The sequence below is a fragment of the Nocardia sp. bgisy134 genome (assembly GCF_057708325.1).
In genome coordinates this window covers 97,593-118,121 of record NZ_JBYIRW010000015.1, presented here as the reverse complement: position 1 = coordinate 118,121, position 20,529 = coordinate 97,593, and the positions used below count along the sequence as shown (strand labels likewise).

The following is a 20,529-nucleotide window of genomic DNA, read 5'->3' as shown; positions in this document are numbered from 1 at the left end:
TCAGGCGCCGCGCCACACGGGCGGGCGCTTCTCGGCGAACGCGCGTGCTCCTTCCAGCGCGTCCGCCGAGGTGTTGACGGTGCGGACGATCTCGAGCTGGGCGTGGAACGCGTCCGTATCGGTGTATCGAATGGCTTGGGAGAGAACCTGTTTCGTTCCGCGAATGGCAAGGGGTCCGTTCTCGGCGATGCGTGCGGCCAGTGCCTCGGCCGTCCGGAGGGCTTGTCCGGGTTCGGTGATCGCGTTGACAAGACCGAACTGATGCGCGCGGACCGCGCCGAGGGTGTCACCGGTCAGGGCGATCTCCATCGCCAGCTGGTAGGGGAGTGTCTTCGGCAGCCGCAGGACGCCGCCACCCGCCGCGATCAGGCCGCGTTTCACTTCCGGCAGGCCGAACTTCGCGTCGGTGGCGGCGACGATGAGGTCGCACGCGAGCGCGAGCTCGAAGCCGCCCGCGAGGGCCCAGCCCTCCACGGCGGCGATGAGCGGTTTCGTCGGCGGTCGCTCGGTGAGGCCGCCGAATCCGCGCTCGGGCAGGACCGGATGCTCGCCGTCGGCGAATGCCTTCAGGTCCATTCCGGCGCTGAACGTGCCCCCGGCGCCGGTGAGGATTCCGACCGCGAGGTCGGGCCGGGATTCGAATTCGTCGATCGCGTCCGCCAGCGCGTGGGCGACCGCGCGGTTCACCGCGTTGCGCGCCTCGGGGCGGTTGATCGTGATGGTGGCAATGCCGTCGGCGAATTCGGTCAGAACGACGCTCACCGCGGACTCCTCTCGGGGGCTTCTCGTGGCCGCCGCGGGTGCGGCTCGGCCGCGTGATGCTCGGCGCCCGCGCGGTCGGCCGTGTCGCCGTGACGCTAGCGAAATCTGAATTCGAGTTCAACATCGTGTCGGTATCCATGGCATGACCTGGTCTTTCGAGTTCTTCGTGAGGCAAGTCACAGACGATTTCCGGGGTGCTCGGTATTGACGCGGCGGCACCCGTCCCGCAAGGTGGCGGGAGGAAAGTAAGCGCTTAGTTAGTTCCTGCACGCTCGGCACCTCACTGCAATTCCACGACAAGCAGATCGGCCTGGAAACGATGTGCGTCGGCGGTGGCCGGGGGCACGGCCATGGTGCTCGAACGACTGTCGTGACCGCAGGCAACAACCGAAAGGATCGACCCGACCCGTGAACAGGTTCGAAGGAAAGACCGCCATCGTCACCGGCGCCAGCCGTGGCATCGGCCTCGGCATCGCCCAGCGTCTGGTCGACGAGGGCGCGAAGGTCGTCATCACCGCCCGCAACGAGAAGTCGCTCGACGAGGCCGTCGAGACGCTGGGCGGTCCGGATCGGGCGCTGGCCGTCGCCGGGCGCTCCGACGACGTCGCCCACCAGGCCGAGACCATCGAGCGGGCGATCGAAGCCTTCGGCAGCGCGGACCTGCTCGTCAACAACACCGGAATCAACCCGGTCTTCGGCCCGATGGTGGAGCTGCCGCTGGAGGCTGCCCGCAAGATCGTCGAGGTCAACTGCCTGGCCGCGCTCTCGTGGGTCCAGCAGGCGTACCAGGCGTGGATGAAGGAGCACGGCGGCGCGATCGTGAACGTCTCCTCGGTCGCCGGGCTGAAGCCCGCGCCGGGCATCGGTTTCTACGGCTCCAGCAAGGCGATGCTGACCCACATCACCCAGGAACTCGCCGTCGAACTCGGCCCGAACCTGCGGGTCAACGCCGTCGCCCCGGCCGTCGTGAAGACCAAGTTCGCCAGCGCCCTGTACGAGGGCCGCGAGGACGAGGTCGCCGCGGCCTACCCGCTCAAGCGGCTCGGCGTGCCCGAGGACATCGGCAGCGTCGTCGCCTTCCTGCTCTCCGAGGACGCCGCGTGGCTCACCGGACAGCTGCTCGTCGTCGACGGCGGCGTCACCCTCACCGGCGGTGTCTGACGTGACGGCGATGAAGGCGTGGCGCGTCCACGAACTCGGCGAGCCGGGCACGGTGCTGCGGCTCGACACCGTGGAGCGCCCCGAGCCCGGTCCACGTCAGGTCCTTGTCCGCGTCACCGGCGCCGCGGCGAACTTCCCTGACGTGCTGATGTGTCGCGGCCTGTACCAGGTGCGCCCGCCGCTGCCGTTCACGCCGGGCGTGGAGGTGTGCGGCTTGGTGGTGGCCGTGGGGTCCGACGTCGCCGGGATCGCGCTCGGCGATCGCGTGATCGGCGGAACCGCCCTGCCGCACGGCGGATTCGCGGAATTCGCCCTGATGGACGCCGCGCAGACGTTCCCCGCGCCGCCCGCGCTCGACGACGCCGAGGCGGCCGCGCTGTACATCGGATACCAGACCGGATGGTTCGGATTGCATCGCCGCGCCGGTCTGAAGGCCGGGGAGACCCTGCTCGTGCACGCCGCGGCCGGTGGCGTCGGCAGTGCCGCCATCCAGCTCGGAAAGGCCGCGGGCGCCAAGGTGATCGGAGTCGTCGGCGGTCCCGAGAAGGCGGCATATGCCGCGAAGCTCGGCGCCGATGTGGTGATCGATCGCCGGACGGAGGATTTCGTCGAGGTCGTCAAGAAGGTGACGAACAATCGGGGCGCCGACGTCGTCTACGACCCGGTCGGCGGCGATGTCTACGCGCGATCGACGAAATGCATCGCCTTCGAAGGCCGGATTCTGGTCGTTGGCTTCGCCGGCGGGGAAATCCAAACGGCCGCACTGAATCACGCGCTGGTCAAGAACTATTCGGTCGTCGGCCTGCACTGGGGTCTGTACAACGCCTACGAACCGGCCGCGGTCGCCGAATGCCATCGCACGCTGACCCGGCTCGCCGCGGAGGGCGCGATCAGGCCACTGGTCAGCGAACGGCTGACGTTGGACGGCATCGCCGAGGGCGTGCAACGCCTCGCCGACGGCAAGACCGTCGGTCGAGTGGTCTACGCGCCGTAACCGCCGAACACACACCACAGAGGAGAACACCATGAGCAACCAGACGCCGCGGATCGCGGTCGTCACCGGCGCGGCGCGCGGCATCGGCGCGGGCGTCGCACGACGGCTCGCCGCGGACGGCATGGCCGTAGCCGTGCTCGATCTGGACGAGGCTGCGGCCAAGCCCGTGGCCGACGAGATCGAAGCCGCGGGCGGCCGCGCACTGGCCATCGGCGCGGACGTGGCCGACGAAGCCGCGGTGACGGCGGCCGTGGACCGCGTCGTCGCCGAACTCGGTCCCCCGACGGTGCTCGTCAACAATGCGGGCATCCTTCGCGACAACCTGCTGTTCAAGATGACCGTCGACGATTGGGACGCCGTCATGGGCGTGCACCTGCGCGGCGCGTTCCTGTGCACCCGCGCGGTGCAGCGCTACATGATCGACCAGGGCTGGGGGCGCATCGTCAGCCTCTCCAGCACGTCGGCGCTCGGCAACCGCGGCCAGGCCAACTACGCCGCGGCCAAGGCCGGTATCCAGGGCTTCAGCAAGACGCTCGCACTCGAACTCGGCAAGTTCGGCGTCACCGCCAACGCCGTTGCGCCAGGATTCATCGAGACGGACATGACCGCGGCCACGGCCGAACGAATGGGCGTGTCCTTCGAGGAATTCAAGAAGGTGGTGATTGCACAGATCCCCGTCGCTCGCGCGGGAACGCCCGATGACATCGCGCACACCGTGTCGTTCCTGGTGAGCGAGGGCGCGGGATTCGTGTCCGGCCAGGTCATTTACGTGGCCGGCGGACCTCGGGACTAGGACGGAAGGACATCGACCGATGAAGGTATTCCAGGGCTTGGCCGAGCTGGAGAAGGCCATCGGAACTCACCTCGGATACAGCGACTGGCACACCGTGACCCAGGAGCAGATCAACCTTTTCGCCGAGGCGACGGGTGATCACCAGTGGATTCACGTGGATCCGGTGAAGGCGGCGACGGGACCGTTCGGGACGACCATCGCCCACGGATTCCTCACGCTCTCACTGATTCCGATGCTGACCCAGCGGATCTATCGCGTGGACGGCTTGTCGATGGGCGTCAATTACGGCGCCAACAAGGTCAGGTTCCCGGCCCCGGTGCCGGTGGGATCCCGGCTGCGCGCGGGCGTCGAGTTGCTCTCGCTCACGCAGGCCACCCTGGGATTCCAGGCTGTCAGCCGCGTCACCGTCGACATCGAAGGCGCCGCCAAGCCCGCGTGTGTCGCCGAGACCGTCTCGGTGCTGGTGCCTTGATGAGCGATGGTCACGGCAAGGATCTGCCCGGCTTGGACATGGATCGCCTGACGGCATGGCTGGACGATGTCGAGCCGGGCCTGCTCACCGGGCCGCTCACCGGTCGCTTGATCGCCGGTGGGAGATCCAATCTGACCTACGAGATCAGCGACGGCAAATCGGCATGGATCGTGCGGCGGCCGCCGCTCGGTCACGTGCTGGCGACCGCGCACGACATGTCCAGGGAATACCGGGTCATGACCGCGCTGGCCGACACCGGCGTACCCGTTCCCATCACCTACGCGCTCTGCGAGGATCCCGAGGTCCTCGGCGCCCCCTTCTATCTGATGGAGCGGGTGATCGGGACGCCGTACCGCACGGCGGCCGAGCTGACGGCGGTCGGCGCGGAACGGACGCGAACCATCTCGGCCGGAATGGTCGACGCGCTGGCCGATCTCCACACCGTCGATCCGGCGAAGGCTGGACTCGCGGATTTCGGACGCCCGAGCGGATTCCTCGCGCGGCAGGTGCACCGCTGGAAGAAGCAAATGGACGCCTCCTACTCCCGGGAACTGCCGAGCGCGGACGAGCTGTACGGAAAGCTGGCGGCCCACCAACCCCCGCAGTCTCCGGACGGAATCGTGCACGGCGACTACCGGCTCGACAACATCCTGGTGGACTCCGGGGACCGGGTGGTCGCCATCATCGATTGGGAGATGGCCACCCTGGGTGATCCGCTCACCGATGTGGCGCTCCTGCTGCTGTACCAGCGCCTCGGCGATATCGGCGTCACCGGTGTGAGCGACGTGGCCCTCGCACCGGGGTTTCTCACCGAGACCGAACTGCTCGACCGGTACGCCGAACGCAGCGGCCGCGACCTCGCGCACTTCGGTTTCTATCTGGGGCTGGCCGCCTTCAAACTCGCGGCGATCCTCGAGGGCATCCACTACCGTCATCTCCACGGGCAAACCGTGGGTTCCGGCTTCGAGACCGTGGGATCCGGGGTCGAACCCCTGCTGCGCACCGGTATCGACGCCCTCGCGGAGAACACTCGATGACCGGCACGGTTCTCGACGACCTGCGTCGGCGCGTGCGCGTCGGCCTCGGCAGTCCCGGTGAGCAACCGGTCGGTGCTCACCGAGCTCATCGATCTACGGCTGGGAGAGGACTGAATCCATGGAATCGACACAGATCCGGCTCGCCGCCCGGCCCGAAGGCGAGCCCAAAGACAGCGACTTCGCTGTCGCGACGGTCGACCTGCCGGAACTCGAAGACGGTCAGGTGCTGCTTCGTGTGCTCTACCTGTCGCTGGATCCGTACATGCGGGGCAGGATGAGTGCGGCCAAGTCCTACGCCGCGCCCGTGGAATTGGGCGAGGTGATGGTCGGCGCCACCGTCTGCAAGGTGGTCGAGTCCCGAGCGGATTCGCTCGTGCCGGGGGACGTGGTGCTGTCGTACTCGGGCTGGCAGAGCCATGCGGTCGCCGGCGCTCGTCACGTACGGAAATTGGACCCGGAGTCCGCGCCGGTCTCGACCGCGCTCGGCGTTCTCGGCATGCCCGGGTTCACCGCGTACGGGGGCCTGCTCGAAATCGGCCGCCCGCAGCCCGGTGAGACCGTCGTGGTCGCGGCGGCCACCGGTCCGGTCGGCTCGGCCGTCGGGCAGATCGCCCGAATCAAAGGCGCGCGCGCCGTCGGTATCGCGGGCGGACCCGAGAAGTGCCGCGCCCTGCTCGACGAATTCGGATTCGACGCGGCGGTCGACCACCGTGCGCCCGATTTCGCGGAGCGACTGGCCGAGGCGGTGCCGGACGGCATCGACGTGTATTTCGAGAACGTCGGGGGACAGGTGGCCGAGGCCGTCGTCCCGCTGCTCAATCGCTTCGCCCGGATGCCGGTGTGCGGCCTGGTGGCGCAGTACAACGCCACGGAACTGCCCGCGGGCCCCGACCGATTGCCCGGATTCATGCGGCAGATCCTGACACTGAGCCTGACGGTGCGCGGCTTCATCCAGGACGAGTTCATCCCCACCCGGCAAGCGGACTTCCTCCGCGACATGTCGGGGTGGATCCGCGACGGCTCGGTCCGATACCGGGAAGACGTCGTGGAAGGGCTCGAGAACGCACCCGAGGCGTTCCGGGCCATGCTGGCAGGCCGCAATTTCGGCAAGGCGCTCATCCAGGTCGGCGATTGAGCCCGAGCCGGCGATCCCACCATCGAACGGTGCCGTGACATGCCCTGTCACGGCACCGTTCGTGTCTGTGCCGCGTCTCGTCGCGCGGCCCAAAGTTGAATCCGATGTCGAATTCAAGTACGGTGCGAAGGAACCCAACAGTCACCACGAGGAGTTGCCATGTTCGAGTTCTCGGAGCGAGCGCGCCGATACCAGGAGGACTTGCTCACCTTCATGGACGAGCACGTCTATCCCGCGGAGTCGATCTATCACGCGCAGATGACGGAGTCGGGTGATCCGCACTTCCATCCGCCGATTCTCGAAGAACTCAAGACCGAAGCGCGCAAGCGCGGTCTGTGGAATCTGTTCCACCCGCACCCGGAGTGGGGGCCGGGCCTGACCAACCTGGAATACGCGCCGCTCGCCGAGATCATGGGCCGCAGCGCACACCTGGCGCCGGAGGCGACCAACTGCAACGCGCCGGACACCGGGAACATGGAAGTCCTGACGCTGTTCGGCACGCCCGAGCACAAGGAGACGTGGCTGCGGCCGCTGCTGGACGGCGAGATCGCCTCGGCGTTCGCGATGACCGAGCCCGCGGTCGCCAGCTCGGATGCCACCAATATCGAGCTACGCATGCGGCCCGACGGCGACGAGTACGTGCTCAACGGCCGGAAGTGGTGGACCTCCAACGCCTTGCACAAGAACTGCAAGGTCCTCATCGTCATGGGCAAGACGGATCCGGACGGGCCCGTGCACCGTCAGCAGAGCATGATGGTCGTCCCGATCGACACCCCGGGCGTGACGGTCCTGCGCAACCTGCCGGTCTTCGGGTACCAGGACCGGGAGGGGCACGCGGAGGTGGTGTTCGAGAACGTCCGCGTGCCGCGCACCGCGCTGCTGGCCGGTGAGGGCGACGGGTTCATGATCAGCCAGGCCCGGCTCGGGCCGGGACGGATCCACCATTGCATGCGCGCGATCGGCATGGCCGAACGGGCGCTGGACCTGATGATCGATCGGGCGCAGTCGCGGACGACGTTCGGCGCGCCGGTGGCCGACCGCGCCAACATCCAGGATTGGATCGCCGAGTCCCGCATCGAGATCGAGATGGCGCGATTGCTGACCCTCAAGGCCGCCTATCTGATGGACACCGTCGGCAACCGCAATGCGCGCGTCGAGATCGCCGCGATCAAGGTGGCCGCGCCTGAGGTCGCGCTGAAAGTGGTCGACCGCGCCATTCAGGTCCACGGCGGCGGCGGCGTCTCCGAGGACTTCCCCTTGGCGAGCATGTACGCGCACCTGCGGACGTTGCGTCTGGCCGACGGGCCGGACGAGGTGCACAAGCGCACGATCGCCCAGATGGAGCTGCGCCGCCGCGACCCCTCGTGGGGCAAGCGAAAGTAACCGAACGGAAGAACCGACACAACCCACTCCAAGAGGAGGAACCGATGGCCGAACCCTGCGTGGTGGTGGCGACCATGATCGCGAAGCCGGGCCAGGAAGAGCTGGTGGAGAAGACGTTGCGGGCGGCCGCGCCCGCCGTCCACGCCGAGCCTGGCTGTCTGCTGTACGCCCTGCATCGACGGATCGGTGAACCCGGCCGTTTCGTGATGATCGAGAAATGGGAATCGAAGGAAGCGCTGCGCACCCACGGCCAGGGCGCCGCACTGCGTGAGGTCGGTGCGGCATTGAGCGACGCGCTCACCGGTCCGGCCGAGGTGCTGGTCTTCGACGCGTTGCCCGCGGGCGATCCCGAACTGGGAGCGCTCTGATATCAGAACTCGCCGGTCGGGCGAGTCGGCTCGACGGCGTTGGACGTCGTGCCGCGAGATGGCTCGCGGCACGACGTCACGAACGAGAAGAGATCTCATGACGAAAACTCAGCAGGTGCGCCTCGCGCGGCGCCCGTCGGGACTGCCCGACGCCGACACCTGGAACGTGACGACCGAGGAGCTTCCCGAGCTCGCCGCGGGACAGATTCTGGTCAAGATCGACTTCATCTCCCTCGATCCCGCGATGCGCGGATGGCTCAACGACGTGCGCTCGTACCTGCCGCCGGTCGGGATCGGCGAGGTGATGCGATCGCTGGACATCGCGACGGTCGTCGAGTCGACGCACCCGGACTTCTCCGCCGGCGACACCGTCAGCGGAACCTTCGGGGTGACCGAGTTCGCGATCAGCGACGGGAAGGGCGTCCAGAAGGTCGACGCGGGCGTGGCATCGGGGCCCACCTGGCTCGGCACGCTCGGAATGCCGGGCATGACAGCCTATTTCGGCCTGCTCGAGGTCGGGAAGCTGCGCGCGGGGGAGACCGTCGTCGTGTCGGCCGCGGCCGGAGCCGTCGGCAGCGTGGTGGGGCAGATCGCGAAAGCCAAGGGCGCCACCGTCATCGGCATCGCCGGTGGAGCGGAGAAGTGCCGGTGGCTCACCGAGGAGCTCGGTTTCGACGCGGCCGTCGACTATCGGAACGAGGACGTCCTGCGGCGGTTGCGCGAAGTGGCCCCCAAGGGGATCGACGTCTACTTCGACAATGTGGGCGGCGACATCCTCGACGCCGCGCTCGCCAATCTCCGCTTCGGCGCCCGGGTTGTGCTGTGCGGGGCGATCTCGGCCTACAACGACGACAAGCTGCCGCCCGGGCCGTCGCGTTACATGTCGCTGTTGGTCTTCCGCGCGTCCATGACCGGATTCGTCGTCATGGACTACGCCGACCGCTACGGTGAGGCCGTCGCGGAGATCTCGCAATGGCTGGCCGACGGGACGCTCAAGAGCCGCGAGCACGTCGTCGAGGGCGGCGTCGGACGGTTCGGTGAGACGCTCAACATGCTGTTCGCCGGAGCGAACGTCGGAAAGCTCGTGCTAGCGCTCTGAATTCGAGGCGTCAGGGCCCCGCGCGACACCGCGCGGGGCCCTTTCCGGCGGCCGCCGGGGCGTTCACTTTGCCTAGCGGATCGTCCAGTTCAGGTCGTGGCCGGGGCACCGACGTGGATCCAGCTCTGCGTCGCTGGTCGATGGCGCAGAGCCGGTTCCCGAGAATTCAGTCGACCGAGGCGGGTCCGAGGGGGGCGAAGGCAGGCGGTCTGCGGTCGAGGTAGCTCGTGACGCCTTCGGTCGCGTCCGGATGGGCGAACGCCGCGAGCATCAGATCGTCGGCCAGGGCTACCGCGGCCGCGAAGTCGGAATCCATGGCGCGATGGACCTGGCTCTTGACGATGCTCATCGAGGCGGGGGAGCAGAAGTTCGCCAGGTCGGTCGCGTAGTCGACCGCGGATTGCAGCAGCGTCTCCTGCGGACAGAGGCGGTCGACGAGCCCCATCGCATGGGCCTCGTCACCGCGAATCACTCGGCCGGACAGCAGCAGATCCAGCGCACGGCTGCGGCCGATCACGCGGGGGAGCAGCCAGGCGATCCCGTACTCCGCGATCAAGCCGCGGCGAACGAATGCCGTCGTGAACTTCGCGTCGGGGGTGCTGAATCGCAGGTCGCAATAGAGTGCCTCGACCAGTCCGAGTCCGGCGACCGCGCCGTTGATCGCCGCGATCAACGGTTTGCGTACCGAGAGCGGGAACTCGCGGGGGCGCTGCCGTTCCGGGGCGGTGAGATCCGTCGCCGAACTCGCTGCGGCCAGATCGTCCATGTCCGCTCCGGCGCAGAAGCCCCGCCCCGCCCCGGTGACGACGATGGCTCGGACCTCAGGGTCGTTCTCCGCACCGTCCAGCAATTCGAAGTAGCGGCGCTCGAGCGTGTCGTTCCAGGCGTTGAGCCGGTCCGGCCGGTTGAGCGTCAATATCAGTACCGGGCCGCGTTTCTCGGCCAGAACGGTGTCGGTGGATGCCTGGGCGGTCGTGCTCATCGCCGTGTCCCTTCGTCGTGCTCGCTGACAGGTGCTTCCGGGTGGAGGTCGGTGGATCACCGGGCTCACGATCGGCCGAGAGCGGCCCAGAGCCGCTGAGTGGTGTCCGCCGCGTCGCGGTGCAGGACGCCCGCGAGTCCGGCGCGCTCGGCCGCGACGATATTCTGCGGCAGGTCGTCCACCATCACGGTCGCTTCGGGATCGACATCCAAACGGGCGCAGGCGATGTCGTACGCGCGCCGGGAGGGCTTGCGCACTCCGATCTCGCCGGAGATGGTGACGGCGTCGAACATCGAAGCGAGATCGAATCCGGCGTAGCAGTCGTCGCCCAGTGAATTCGACAGCAGCCCCACGCGGAACCCGGCATCCCTGACTTCGGCCACCAGCTCGATCATGGCGTGGTCGGCGCGCATTCCGGACTGAATACGGCGCACGAGCCCGGTGCCGTCCACCTCGACGCCGTGTGCCCGCAGCCGCACGGCGAAGCCCTGTTCGAACTCTCGCTCGCGCATGCGCCCTTCCTCGTGCGCGACCAGCAGTTCCCGCGCCTCCGCGTCGTCCCTGAACAGGCGCAGCGGTAAGCGTGGGTCGCAGCCGAGCGACTCGCCGAAGGCCTGGAACGCGTCGAAGACGCTGGACGTCAGCACACCCCCGAAGTCGAACAGCACAGCGGTCGCCCGGACGGGGTGCTCGGTGGTTGCGAGTGTCGGACTGGTCATGGGATTCCCTTTCCGCTCGGTGCCGCCGGACCGGACGGGGCGTCATGGTGTCGAGTGCGTGCGGCTGGCGGCGGCGCGGCCGAGCGCTTGGTGCGAGTGTCCAGTTTCGTTTCCGGAATCGAGCGTAGTTGAATCTGAGTTCATGTTCAATCCCGATTGCCGACCGTGAGCGGGCGTTTTGCTCGGCGGTGTGACCCGGCGGGCCATACCGGTCCGCAGGTTTCGGACGGATGGATGCGAGACTGTGCCGGTGACCGGATCAGAAGACCGCTCGCGCGCGGACGAGACGCGAGCACGGCTGTTGGAAGCCGCTGTCGCCGCGTTCGCCGAGCGTGGCTTCCACGGCTCGACGACCCGCGACATCACCTCGATCGCCGGCCTCAGCGCCGCGGCGATCTACGTTCATCACCGTTCCAAGGAGGAGTTGCTCTACCAGGTCTCGCGTGCGGGTCACCAGGACACCCTGGGCAGAATCCGGGGGGCCGTCGCCTCCGCGGACGACCCGGTGGGCCAGTTGATCGCGGTGATGCGGGAATTCTCGATCCATCATGCCCGCGCGCACACCGTGGCCAGGGTCATCAACTACGAGCTCGCCGCGCTGAGTCCGGAACATCAGCGGGAGATCACGGCGATCCGGCGGCTCATCGACCGCGAGGTGCGCAGCCTGATCGAGCGCGGCGTCGCGGCGGGCGTCTTCGACAACCCGAATCCGCGCATGGCGGCGATCGCGCTGCTTTCGCTCGGCATCGACCTCGCGCGGTGGTACCGGGACGACGGTCCGTGGTCACCCGAGGAGATCGGCGACTACTACGTCGACCTCGGCCTGCGCATCGTCGGCGCGCGGAAACGGGACACCTGACCTGCCGCGGATTCGCGGGCTGCGCCCGTGAAGCCACCGACTCGGTGCGACTGCCTCCACTCCATCTCTTGAACTTGACATCGGATTCGGGTAATTGTCGAAGTCGAGTTTTCAGTACAACGAGATATCGGAGCAGTCTCTTGACAACGGTCTCCCCGCACAGTGCTCGTCTGACCTTCCGCGCCCTCGAGCCCATCCACGGAATGATCTACTTCACCCCGCACGGCGCCGACGCGTATCGCGACCTGGGCATCACGAATCCGCGGATGATGTACTTCGCATCCAGGTCCGCTGCCTTCGGTCCGGTGGCGGCCGATGTCACCGTGGCCGCGTTCTTCAACTTCAATCCGGCCGCGGTGCACGCCGTCCTCCCGGCCGCGTGGGAAATCGCCACTCCCGCGGCGATTCTGCGCGCCAGGTCGGTCGCCGCGGACCGATCGCTGCGACAGGCGTGGGGCGATGACGTCACCGGCGCCGACGTGCGCGAGGCCGCCGATCTGGCCCGGCGAGCCGCCGAACGCGCCTGCGAGCGGCCCCAGGGGCGTGCGCTGTTCGCGGCCCACGCGGCGCTGCCCTGGCCCGACGAGCCGCACCTGGTGCTCTGGCATGCCCAGACCTTGCTGCGGGAGTACCGAGGCGACGCCCACGTGGCCCTGCTCGCGACGGAGGGGCTCGACGGTGTCGAAGCGTTGATCACGCACAGTGCGACCGGCGAGATCGCGGCAGAGGTGCTGCGCGTGAGCCGAGCCTGGAGCGAGGAGGACTGGGCTTCCGGCGTGGACCGGCTCCGTGGTCGGGGATGGTTGGCGGACGGGGATCTCGCACTGAATGAGCACGGCGCAGCCCGGCGCGGGGCGATCGAGGAGAAGACCGACGAGCTGGCGGTCTATCCGTACGAGGCGATCGGCGAAGAGGGGTGCGCACGGCTGCGTGCGCTGACCTCGTCGTTGGCGATCCGGGTCATCGAAGGCGGCCTGGGATTTCCGCCTGCGCTGTCGGAGCGCTACCGGCAGATCCAGGCCGGATCTCGGTGAGGCGGGCGAATGTGGCGGCGGTGCGACCGGAGATCACCCAGGTACTCGCGATTCCCCCGGCCGTGGTCAGGGAGATCCCGCCGGAGTTCGAGGACGGCAACCGGCACATGAACGTGACGCACTACTTCGGGCTGCACGGCGAGGCGATGTGGCAGCAACACCGTGCGCTCGGTTACGCCGGGTCGGGCAGGTTCGGTCTGTTCGCGATGGAGCAGCACGTCGCCTATTACCGGGAAGTGCTGGTGGGACACGAGGTCTCGGTGCACGTGTGCGATCTGGGGCGCACCGACAAGGTCATGCGCGGCATCTCGTACTTGGTCAATCGCAGCGTCGGCGAGGTCGCGAGCTCGTTCGAATTTCTGAGCATGAACGTCGATCGGGTGTCTCGTCGCCCTGCGGAGTTCGAGGACACCGTCGCCGGGGCCTTGGACGCATCGATCGCGCGCGCTCGGTCGCTCGGTTTCGGTCCCGAGAACGGCGTGCTCGAATTGCGCCCGACGACGGTCCGGGCGCGGGACTGAGCGGCTCCGGGCGGCGGCGTAGCGGCTTCGCGACGCCGCCGCCCGATCGGGCCGCGCGCTGAAAGCTGTTGCGGTCCCGCTCTCTTCGATTCAGCCGAGGCTGCGGGCGAAGTCGATCAGAGCGGCGTTCACTTCGGCCGCGCGTTCCTGTTGGATCCAGTGCCCCGCACCCTCCAGGATGATCGACCCGCGCAGGTCGGACAGCACGGAGGTCATCTTGGCGGTCGGGGTGAACCGGATGACCGGGTCCTCCGACCCGGCGATGAACAGCGCGGGCCGGTCGATCTTCGCGTCGGCCAGGTCCGCGGTGAGCTCCCAGTTCCGGTCCAGGTTGCGGTAGTAGTTGAGCCCGCCGGTGAAGCCGGTGGCGGTGAAAGTCTCGACGTAGTAGCCCAGTTCGGCTTCGCTCGTCCAGTCCGGGACCGCGGGCTCCGCGCCGACCAGAGCACGGGCGCTGATGACGTCGTCCATGAGCAGGGTGCGTCGCACGTCCGCCGCCAGCGCGGCGTCGGCTACGCCCGGCTCCTGGAACCAGCACATGTAGAAGTCGTCGCCGAGCCGGGACCGCAGGATCGTCATCGGCGGCGCCGAGGAGCGCGGAGTGACCGGAACGCTCAGGCCCGCGACCGCCCGCACCCGGCTCGGATACCGAAGGGCGAATTGCCAGACCACCGACGCGCCCCAGTCGTGGCCGACGAAGATCGCGTCGTCGAGACCCGCGTCGTCGAGCAGGCCGACCAGATCGGCGCACAGGGCGGTGACGTCGTAGTCCTCGATCCGGTCCGGGCGGGCGCTGCCGCCGTACCCGCGCATATCCGGGGTCAGCGTACGGAAGCCTGCCTCGGCGAACGCGAAAACCTGATGGCGCCAGGAAAATCCGAGCTCGGGGAAGCCGTGGCAGAAGACGACCGCGGGCCCCTCGCCGTGGTCGACGACCCGCAACTCGATCCCATTCGTCGCGACCTGGCGGCTGCCGAGTCGCAGCCACTCATCCAGCAGATTGCGTGTTTCCATCCCGGGGTCCACCTCGTGTTCGGATGCTGTGTCGCTCATCGACGGTATTCAATTTTGACGTCGAATTCAACTAGCTCGACGGGTCGTGCGGCGGTGGCTGCCCGCCACGCCTCAGACGAACAGGTCGGGGTCGGAAGCGGTGATCTGATCCCACAGCGGCTGGGCCTGGAACCAGCCCGCACGGTGGGTGCCGACCTGTTCTCGCGTGATCAGAGCCGTCTCCCGGTCGATCAGCTTGGGACGTCCCGCGGCCATCGCCAGGAGCTGAGCCTGGCAGGAGCGTTCCATCGTGATGAACCACCACACGGCCTCGGCCACGGAGTGCCCGACCGTGAGCAGGCCGTGGTTCTGCAAGATGACGGCCTTGCAGGAACCCAGCGCGCCGGCGATCCTGCGTCCCTCCTCGGCTTCGTTGACGACGCCGCGGTAGTCGCTGTAGACAGCGTGGTCCTCGAAGAACGCGCACGCGTCCTGGGTGATCGGATCGAGCGGGATGCCCAGGCTGGAGAACGCCTTGCCGTGTACGGAATGCGAGTGCGCCGCCGCCACCACATCGGGACGGGCGGCATGGACGTGCGAATGGATCACGAAAGCCGCCCTGTTGACGGGCCGGTCGCCATGTAGCACTGCGCCTCGGTGATCCACCAGCACTAGGTCCGAGGCCTTGATATGGCTGAAGCTCATGCCGAATGGATTGACCCAGAAGTAGTCCGGGTTCTCGGGGTCGCGGACGGTGATGTGTCCCGCGACCCCTTCGGCGAAACCGAATCTGCCGAAGAGGCGGAATCCCGCGGCGAGCTGTTCTTTGCGGTACTGGCGTTCGGCCTCGATCGAATCGAACGTCGGCGGCGTCGGCAAGGCCGCGCCTTCGGACTGCGGACCGATGGCTGCGATGTGCGGGGCGTTCACGGAGGCCTCCTGAGGGTCGCGCGGGTGGGCGTCGACCGGTGCGATGGCGTGCCGGTGCGCCGTGGATGTGCGCGCGAGGCCGCCGGGCGGCTCAGTGGCGCGCAGCGCTCAGCATAGGCGAATGTGACGTCAGATTCATGTTTATCCGAAAGGCCGTCGGCGGGGAATCCGGGCGGGCCCACCCCTGGAAACGGGTCGGGCAGGGCCGATGCGGTGTGTCGGTCCTGCCCGATCTCGTGTGATGTCGCCCGTGTCCCCGTCTTCCAGCGTGAGGACGGACGCGACTACGTGTCAGCTGTAGTTGTAGAAACCGCGGCCGGTCTTGCGGCCGAGGCGGCCCGCGTCGACCATCCGGCGCAGCAGCGCGGGCGGGGCGTAGTGCGGCTCGGCGAACTCCGCGTACAGCGACTCCGCGGCGGCCAGGGCGATGTCGAGGCCGACGGTGTCGAGCAGGGTCAGCGGGCCCATGGGGTAGCCGCAGCCGCCCTTCATGGCCGCGTCGATGTCCTCGGCGGTGGCGTACCCCGACTCCAGCATCCGCACCGCCTGGCACAGGTAGGGGATGAGCAGCGCGTTGACGATGAAGCCCGACCGGTCGCCCGCCTGCACGGTGGTCTTGCCGAGGGTGTTCTTCGCGTAGTCGGTGACGGCGGCGGCCGTCTCCGGCGCGGTCACGAGGGTGGAGATGATCTCGACCAGCGGCATCACGGGGACCGGGTTGAAGAAGTGCACGCCGACGACCCGCTCGGGGCGCTGGGTGGCGCCCGCGACCTTGATCACCGGGATCGAGGACGTGTTGGTGGCCAGGATGCCGGACGGCTTGACGATCTTGTCGAGCTTGCCGAAGATCTCGTACTTCAGCGACTCGATCTCCGGGGCGGCCTCGATGACCAGGTCGCGGTCCGCGAACTCGTCGATGTCGAGGGTGACGCGCACGCGGGCGATCGCCGCGTCCGCCTCCTCCTGGGTGATCTTGCCCCGCGCGACGCCGCGAGAGATCGACGCGGCGATGCGCTGCTGCGCGGCATCCGCGTACTCCTGCTTGGTCTCGAGCACGAGCACCGAGCTCCCGGCCTTGGCGCATACTTCCGCGATGCCGGCGCCCATGGTGCCGCCACCGATCACTCCGACCAGCTCCACTGTCATCTCTCCAAACTCGAATCCGTCATCGCTAACGGGACCATCCACAACTCCCCGGTAGCGTACTTTCCTTCGTCTGCCCCCTCTGACGGTAGGAGGAGGTCGCGACGGCCGGAGTGGGGCGCGTCACACGCCGGGTGCACTCGGCCGAGGCGTGCTCAGAAGGTCGCGTCGCCGACGATCCCGGCGCGCTCCATCTTCCGGACCGCGGGCCAGTAGTCCTGGACCGCGTAGTGCTGGGTGGACCGGTTGTCCCAGATGGCGAAGCTGTTCTTCGTCCACCTCCAGCGCACCTGGTACTCGGGGATGCTCGCCTGTCGCATCAGGTAGTGCAGCAACTCGGCGGCCCCCGGGGCGTAGTCGGCGCCGAAGCGCACGTTCTCCGGGGTGTGGTAGTTGACCAGGTGCGTGGTGAAGGAGTTGACGAACAGGATCTGCTCACCGGTCTCGGGGTGGGTGCGCACCACGGGGTGTTCGGCGTCGGGGAACCGTCGTGCGAGGTCGTGCCGCTCGTCGATCGGCATGGCCGCGCCGAAGCTGGCTTCGATGCTGTGCCGGGCCCGCAGGCCGCGAATGCGCTCCTTGACCCGGTCGGGCAGCCGCCGGTGCGCCTCGGCCATGTTCACCCAGATGGTGTCCCCGCCGACCGGCGGTGTCTCCACGCAGCGCAGGACGCACCCCATGGGCGGGTGCTGCCGCCAGGTCGCATCGCAGTGGTAGGCGTTCTCGAAGTGCTCGGGCGGGCTGTCGAGGTCCTTGTAGATGCGGACCAGCCCCGGATGGTCCGGGTCGCTGCCCGCCACGGGGTGGTCCTCCAGCGGACCGAAGCGGCGTGCGAGAGCGACGTGCTCGGCGCGGCTGATGTCCTGGTCGCGGACGAACAGCACTTTGTACTCGAGGAGCAGGGCGCGCAGTTCGGCGAACAGGGCGTCGTCGCGAGCCGCCTGCGCGAGGTCGACGTCGTACAGTTCGGCGCCGATCGTGCAGGTCAGGGGCCGCGCCCCGATCGACCTGCGGACTGTCGAATTCCTCTGGGGGGCAATGCTTGTCATGAGAATCTTCTCCTCTGGGTCGAGTCGTGGCTACGGTTGTGCGTCAGAGCGTGAACACCGAGGAGCCGATGCTCCGGCCGGATTCCAGGTCGCGGTGGGCGTGCGCGGCGTCGGGAAGCTCGTAGCGCTGGTTGACTTCGATGCGGATTCGTCCCGCGGCGACGTGGGAGAACAGTTCGTCGGCCAGTTCGGCGCGCTCGGCGGGATCGGCGATGTAATCCGCGAGGGCGGGCCGGGTGACGAACAGTGACCCCTTGACCGCCAACTGCATGGCATCGATGGGCGGCACCGGCCCCGAGGCCGTGCCGAAGCACACCAGCAGCCCTCGGCGCGACAGCGAATCCAGCGACGACGCGAACGTGGCCTTGCCGATGCTGTCGTACACGACGGGCACACCGGCGCCGTCGGTGATCTCGCGGACTCTGGCCGGGACGTCCTCGCGGGTGTGGATCAGCACGTGATCGCAGCCGTACGCGCGGGCGATCTCGGCCTTCTCCGGACTCGACACCGTTCCGATCACGGTGAGCCCCAACAGCTTCGCCCACTGCGTGAAGATCAGTCCCACGCCGCCCGCGGCGGCGTGCAGCAGCACGGTGTCCCCGGCGTGCAGTGGATGAATGCGGCGCAGCAGATAGGCCGTCGTCAGGCCGCGCATCGTCATCGAGGCGGCCACATCGAAACCGATCCTGTCCGGCAATCCGATCAGATGCTCGGCGGGCATCACCCGCTCGGTGCTGTACGCGCCCAGCGGGCTACCGGTGTAAGTGGCACGGTCGCCGGGCCGGAAATCGCGCACGCCGGGGCCGACGGCTTCGATCACACCCGCGGCCTCGACACCCATGCCCGCGGGCAGCGGCGACGGGTAGAGCCCGCTGCGGAAGTAGGTGTCGGCGAAATTCAGTCCGACGGCTTCGTGCCGGATGCGTACTTCGCCGACGCCGGGCTCGCCCACTTCGACATCCTCCCAGCGCAGCACCTCGGGTCCGCCGGTCTCGTAGAAGCGAACAGCTTGTGCCACAGTGGATCTCCTCCTCGATGCCGCACCGCGATGGCGCGGCGGGTCTCTTGTCTCCGACGAACGGTGTCCGGAATCCGCCATCCACACCCGGCGTGCGCGGGTCGTGACTATCGGCGGCGGAGCTGCGGAAGGTCGTATCCTTTTCCGCTGGTCACCGTCGGGGTATGTCATCCACAGTAGGGCGGGCGAGCCGGAAGTGCTTATCCTTAGGGGACGAGTTCATGTTCATTCCGGGACATCAGGAGGTCGTGTTGAAGCCGCTGGCTCGCTACGCCGCGCTGCACAGTTATGTGGAGCTCGGCCGGTCGCTCGGCATCGACCCGGTCGGGTTGATCAGGGAAGCCGGTCTCGATCCGGCGGGCGTGAGCATGCAGGATCGCTGGGTTCCGGCCGCCGCCATCGCTGACCTGCTCGAACGCTCCGCGCGCGCCTCGGGGCGCGAGGACTTCGGGCTGCGCCTGGCCGAACGTCGCCGCTTCGCCAACCTCGGGCCGCTGAGCCTGGTCATCCGCGATGAACCCGATGCCCGTAGCGCGCTGCGCATCATGTCCCGGCACGAGCACCTGTACAACGAGGCCATCCACACGCGTCTCACCGAGCGCAACGGCATCGCCACCATTCGCCTTGTCCTCGACCTCGGCGAGCCGGGAGAGGCCAGGCAATCGACCGAACTGGCGATCGGCGTGCTGCACGGACTCCTGCGGGGGTTCCTCGGAACCGAGTGGCAGCCAAGGGAAGTCCGCTTCGCCCACGCCGCGCCGCGCGACAGCGGCACCCACCACCGGCTGTTCGGGCCACACGTCGCCTTCGATCAGGATTTCCACGGAATCATCACCTACACAACCGATCTCGACGCGCCGAACGCGATGTCGGACCCCCAGCTCCGGCTCTACGCCCAGCAGCAGTTCGACTCGGCCCCGAGCACTCCGGCCGCGACAACGGTGGATCGGGTTCGCGAACTCATCGAACTGCTCCTCCCGGCAGGCCGCTGCTCGGCCGACCAGATCGCCAGGAGCCTCGGCGTCGACCGGCGCACCATCCACCGCCATCTCGCCGCCGAAGGCGAAACCTTCACCTCGCTGGTGGATGCCACTCGTGCCGAGCTCGCCCAGCATATGGTCGCCAGTCGCCGTCACTCGCTGACCGAGGTCGCCGAACTGCTCGCCTTCTCCTCGCCCGGCAACTTCTCCCGCTGGTTCCGCCAACGCTATGGGTGCAGTCCCACGCAATGGCGTGCGGCTGCTGAGGGGCAGTAGAAATCGTTCTGCCACAGGGCATGTCGTCCCAGGCGAGCACCTAGAGCGGCGGATCGCCGGGGGCGCAACCGAAGTCAGCCCCGACTGGTGCGAGGGAGTTGATCGGTTCGACTCGGCATGTACGGGGGAGCGAGGTTGTACCGGCGGCAGTCGGCGCACTTCCGCGACATCGAGTCGGCCGTGCCCGTGTGGTGGAGAACCGCCTGGGTCGGGACGATCTCGAGGGTGTAATCCCGCAGCGCGGCGTGACCGTCGACGATGAGCACGTGCCCACCCGGCGTGTGGGGCGGCCACAGCAGGGTGACGGCCGGGTTGGCGATGATGTTTCGGCAGGTCACCGGGCCGGGCGCGGCGATATGGAACCGGTCGCTGTCCAGGACGGGATGCTGCGGCGTGGTGTGCGGTCCCCAGTCGCCGATGCTGACCAGGAAGGCGAGCTCGTACCGACCGATCAGATCGACCAACTCGGACGGAAGATGCGGCGCGCTCATTCCCCCAGATTAGGGGAATTTGCGGAAGTATCGCCGTGAATGAGTGATTGTTGGCCTGTATTCACCGTAGATGAGGTTACTCGATACCGAGAGTGACCTCGGTCGCCTTGATCAGAACCTTGACCACCGAGCCCTCGGCGAGGCCGAGGTCGTCGGCGGCGGCGCGAGTGATCGACGAGGTGATCTCGTCGCCTCCCGTGAGGCGGACGCGAACGACGGCCATCGCTTCACCGCGGGTGACCGAGACCACGGTTCCGTCGAGTTGGTTGCGGGTGCTCAGGCGCATGGGCGCGACGATACGCGCCGCCGTCGCGGCCGTTCGGTATCGCC

The 20,529-nt window shown here is 68.0% G+C and carries 23 protein-coding genes; 13 read left to right on the top strand and 10 right to left on the bottom strand.

Features of this window, described 5'->3' with window-relative positions; genetic code table 11:
- Positions 1 to 762: a crotonase/enoyl-CoA hydratase family protein gene (locus AC3ERS_RS25120; RefSeq protein ID WP_431970538.1), complete on the bottom strand. Its 762-nt coding sequence runs from the start codon at positions 760 to 762 to the stop codon at positions 1 to 3.
- Positions 763 to 1,170: 408 nt separating this feature from the next.
- Here AC3ERS_RS25120 and AC3ERS_RS25115 point away from each other — a divergent pair, with 408 nt between their 5' ends.
- From AC3ERS_RS25115 to AC3ERS_RS25075, 9 genes are all read left to right on the top strand, one after another.
- Complete coding sequence (locus AC3ERS_RS25115; protein ID WP_431970537.1) at positions 1,171 to 1,923, top strand: SDR family oxidoreductase; 753 nt, start codon at positions 1,171 to 1,173, stop codon at positions 1,921 to 1,923.
- Positions 1,924 to 1,933: 10 nt separating this feature from the next.
- A complete protein-coding gene (locus AC3ERS_RS25110) occupies positions 1,934 to 2,917 on the top strand; it encodes an NADPH:quinone oxidoreductase family protein (protein WP_431970631.1) in 984 nt (327 codons plus the stop codon).
- Between the two features lie 31 nt (positions 2,918 to 2,948).
- A complete protein-coding gene (fabG, locus tag AC3ERS_RS25105; RefSeq protein WP_431970536.1) occupies positions 2,949 to 3,710 on the top strand; it encodes a 3-oxoacyl-ACP reductase FabG in 762 nt (253 codons plus the stop codon).
- 19 nt (positions 3,711 to 3,729) lie between these two features.
- The gene (locus AC3ERS_RS25100; RefSeq protein ID WP_431970535.1) at positions 3,730 to 4,182 is read left to right on the top strand and encodes a MaoC family dehydratase; all 453 of its coding nucleotides are present in this window, start codon (positions 3,730 to 3,732) and stop codon (positions 4,180 to 4,182) included.
- Positions 4,182 to 5,219, top strand: a complete 1,038-nt coding sequence (locus AC3ERS_RS25095; protein ID WP_431970534.1) for a phosphotransferase family protein — start codon at positions 4,182 to 4,184, stop codon at positions 5,217 to 5,219. The genes AC3ERS_RS25100 and AC3ERS_RS25095 overlap by 1 nt, the downstream gene beginning before the upstream one ends.
- A 118-nt stretch (positions 5,220 to 5,337) precedes the next feature.
- The gene (locus AC3ERS_RS25090; RefSeq protein ID WP_431970533.1) at positions 5,338 to 6,354 is read left to right on the top strand and encodes an NADP-dependent oxidoreductase; all 1,017 of its coding nucleotides are present in this window, start codon (positions 5,338 to 5,340) and stop codon (positions 6,352 to 6,354) included.
- 159 nt (positions 6,355 to 6,513) lie between these two features.
- Positions 6,514 to 7,737: an acyl-CoA dehydrogenase family protein gene (locus tag AC3ERS_RS25085; RefSeq protein ID WP_431970532.1), complete on the top strand. Its 1,224-nt coding sequence runs from the start codon at positions 6,514 to 6,516 to the stop codon at positions 7,735 to 7,737.
- A 44-nt stretch (positions 7,738 to 7,781) separates the two neighbouring features.
- On the top strand, positions 7,782 to 8,105 hold the full coding sequence (locus AC3ERS_RS25080) for a putative quinol monooxygenase (RefSeq protein ID WP_431970531.1): 324 nt from the start codon (positions 7,782 to 7,784) through the stop codon (positions 8,103 to 8,105).
- A gap of 97 nt (positions 8,106 to 8,202) precedes the next feature.
- Positions 8,203 to 9,204 carry an NADP-dependent oxidoreductase gene (locus AC3ERS_RS25075; protein ID WP_431970530.1) on the top strand — a complete coding sequence of 334 codons (1,002 nt, stop codon included), beginning with the start codon at positions 8,203 to 8,205 and terminating at the stop codon, positions 9,202 to 9,204.
- 166 nt (positions 9,205 to 9,370) lie between these two features.
- On the opposite strand, the gene AC3ERS_RS25070 is transcribed toward AC3ERS_RS25075, so the two are convergent.
- The gene (locus AC3ERS_RS25070; RefSeq protein WP_431970529.1) at positions 9,371 to 10,186 is read right to left on the bottom strand and encodes an enoyl-CoA hydratase-related protein; all 816 of its coding nucleotides are present in this window, start codon (positions 10,184 to 10,186) and stop codon (positions 9,371 to 9,373) included.
- Between the two features lie 65 nt (positions 10,187 to 10,251).
- Positions 10,252 to 10,905, bottom strand: coding sequence for an HAD family hydrolase (locus tag AC3ERS_RS25065; protein WP_431970528.1), 654 nt, complete (start codon positions 10,903 to 10,905; stop codon positions 10,252 to 10,254).
- A gap of 250 nt (positions 10,906 to 11,155) precedes the next feature.
- On the opposite strand from AC3ERS_RS25065, the gene AC3ERS_RS25060 reads away from it, so the two are divergent.
- The 3 genes from AC3ERS_RS25060 (at position 11,156) to AC3ERS_RS25050 (ending at position 13,319) form a co-directional block, all read left to right on the top strand.
- On the top strand, positions 11,156 to 11,764 hold the full coding sequence (locus tag AC3ERS_RS25060) for a TetR/AcrR family transcriptional regulator (protein WP_431970527.1): 609 nt from the start codon (positions 11,156 to 11,158) through the stop codon (positions 11,762 to 11,764).
- 140 nt (positions 11,765 to 11,904) lie between these two features.
- Complete coding sequence (locus AC3ERS_RS25055; protein WP_431970526.1) at positions 11,905 to 12,798, top strand: SCO6745 family protein; 894 nt, start codon at positions 11,905 to 11,907, stop codon at positions 12,796 to 12,798.
- An 11-nt stretch (positions 12,799 to 12,809) separates the two neighbouring features.
- The gene (locus AC3ERS_RS25050; RefSeq protein WP_431970525.1) at positions 12,810 to 13,319 is read left to right on the top strand and encodes a thioesterase family protein; all 510 of its coding nucleotides are present in this window, start codon (positions 12,810 to 12,812) and stop codon (positions 13,317 to 13,319) included.
- A gap of 90 nt (positions 13,320 to 13,409) precedes the next feature.
- On the opposite strand, the gene AC3ERS_RS25045 is transcribed toward AC3ERS_RS25050, so the two are convergent.
- The 5 genes from AC3ERS_RS25045 to AC3ERS_RS25025 all read right to left on the bottom strand — a co-directional run bounded on the left by AC3ERS_RS25045 (position 13,410) and on the right by AC3ERS_RS25025 (position 18,452).
- Positions 13,410 to 14,333, bottom strand: coding sequence for an alpha/beta fold hydrolase (locus tag AC3ERS_RS25045; protein ID WP_431970630.1), 924 nt, complete (start codon positions 14,331 to 14,333; stop codon positions 13,410 to 13,412).
- 111 nt (positions 14,334 to 14,444) lie between these two features.
- Positions 14,445 to 15,242: a class II aldolase/adducin family protein gene (locus AC3ERS_RS25040; protein WP_431970524.1), complete on the bottom strand. Its 798-nt coding sequence runs from the start codon at positions 15,240 to 15,242 to the stop codon at positions 14,445 to 14,447.
- Between the two features lie 291 nt (positions 15,243 to 15,533).
- Positions 15,534 to 16,382: a 3-hydroxybutyryl-CoA dehydrogenase gene (locus tag AC3ERS_RS25035; protein ID WP_431970629.1), complete on the bottom strand. Its 849-nt coding sequence runs from the start codon at positions 16,380 to 16,382 to the stop codon at positions 15,534 to 15,536.
- Between the two features lie 158 nt (positions 16,383 to 16,540).
- Positions 16,541 to 17,434: a TauD/TfdA dioxygenase family protein gene (locus AC3ERS_RS25030; protein WP_431970523.1), complete on the bottom strand. Its 894-nt coding sequence runs from the start codon at positions 17,432 to 17,434 to the stop codon at positions 16,541 to 16,543.
- 43 nt (positions 17,435 to 17,477) lie between these two features.
- Positions 17,478 to 18,452 (bottom strand): quinone oxidoreductase family protein, encoded by a 975-nt coding sequence (locus tag AC3ERS_RS25025; RefSeq protein ID WP_431970522.1) that lies wholly within the window; start codon positions 18,450 to 18,452, stop codon positions 17,478 to 17,480.
- A 251-nt stretch (positions 18,453 to 18,703) separates the two neighbouring features.
- On the opposite strand from AC3ERS_RS25025, the gene AC3ERS_RS25020 reads away from it, so the two are divergent.
- Positions 18,704 to 19,708: an AraC family transcriptional regulator gene (locus AC3ERS_RS25020; protein ID WP_431970628.1), complete on the top strand. Its 1,005-nt coding sequence runs from the start codon at positions 18,704 to 18,706 to the stop codon at positions 19,706 to 19,708.
- Between the two features lie 74 nt (positions 19,709 to 19,782).
- Here AC3ERS_RS25020 and AC3ERS_RS25015 read toward each other — a convergent pair whose 3' ends face one another.
- The gene (locus AC3ERS_RS25015; protein WP_431970521.1) at positions 19,783 to 20,199 is read right to left on the bottom strand and encodes a pyridoxamine 5'-phosphate oxidase family protein; all 417 of its coding nucleotides are present in this window, start codon (positions 20,197 to 20,199) and stop codon (positions 19,783 to 19,785) included.
- 76 nt (positions 20,200 to 20,275) lie between these two features.
- Positions 20,276 to 20,485 (bottom strand): TOBE domain-containing protein, encoded by a 210-nt coding sequence (locus AC3ERS_RS25010; RefSeq protein ID WP_431970520.1) that lies wholly within the window; start codon positions 20,483 to 20,485, stop codon positions 20,276 to 20,278.
- Positions 20,486 to 20,529 lie beyond the last annotated feature (44 nt).

Excerpts from the sequence above, each read along its gene's own strand:
- AC3ERS_RS25110 (WP_431970631.1), top strand. The coding sequence starts at position 1,934 with ATGAAGGCGTGGCGCGTCCACGAACTCGGCGAGCCGGGCACGGTGCTG.
- fabG (WP_431970536.1), top strand. The coding sequence starts at position 2,949 with ATGAGCAACCAGACGCCGCGGATCGCGGTCGTCACCGGCGCGGCGCGC.
- AC3ERS_RS25100 (WP_431970535.1), top strand. The coding sequence starts at position 3,730 with ATGAAGGTATTCCAGGGCTTGGCCGAGCTGGAGAAGGCCATCGGAACT.
- AC3ERS_RS25095 (WP_431970534.1), top strand. The coding sequence starts at position 4,182 with ATGAGCGATGGTCACGGCAAGGATCTGCCCGGCTTGGACATGGATCGC.
- AC3ERS_RS25090 (WP_431970533.1), top strand. The coding sequence starts at position 5,338 with ATGGAATCGACACAGATCCGGCTCGCCGCCCGGCCCGAAGGCGAGCCC.
- AC3ERS_RS25085 (WP_431970532.1), top strand. The coding sequence starts at position 6,514 with ATGTTCGAGTTCTCGGAGCGAGCGCGCCGATACCAGGAGGACTTGCTC.
- AC3ERS_RS25080 (WP_431970531.1), top strand. The coding sequence starts at position 7,782 with ATGGCCGAACCCTGCGTGGTGGTGGCGACCATGATCGCGAAGCCGGGC.
- AC3ERS_RS25075 (WP_431970530.1), top strand. The coding sequence starts at position 8,203 with ATGACGAAAACTCAGCAGGTGCGCCTCGCGCGGCGCCCGTCGGGACTG.
- AC3ERS_RS25070 (WP_431970529.1), bottom strand. The coding sequence starts at position 10,186 with ATGAGCACGACCGCCCAGGCATCCACCGACACCGTTCTGGCCGAGAAA.
- AC3ERS_RS25065 (WP_431970528.1), bottom strand. The coding sequence starts at position 10,905 with ATGACCAGTCCGACACTCGCAACCACCGAGCACCCCGTCCGGGCGACC.
- AC3ERS_RS25045 (WP_431970630.1), bottom strand. The coding sequence starts at position 14,333 with ATGGAAACACGCAATCTGCTGGATGAGTGGCTGCGACTCGGCAGCCGC.
- AC3ERS_RS25030 (WP_431970523.1), bottom strand. The coding sequence starts at position 17,434 with ATGACAAGCATTGCCCCCCAGAGGAATTCGACAGTCCGCAGGTCGATC.
- AC3ERS_RS25015 (WP_431970521.1), bottom strand. The coding sequence starts at position 20,199 with ATGAGCGCGCCGCATCTTCCGTCCGAGTTGGTCGATCTGATCGGTCGG.
- AC3ERS_RS25010 (WP_431970520.1), bottom strand. The coding sequence starts at position 20,485 with ATGCGCCTGAGCACCCGCAACCAACTCGACGGAACCGTGGTCTCGGTC.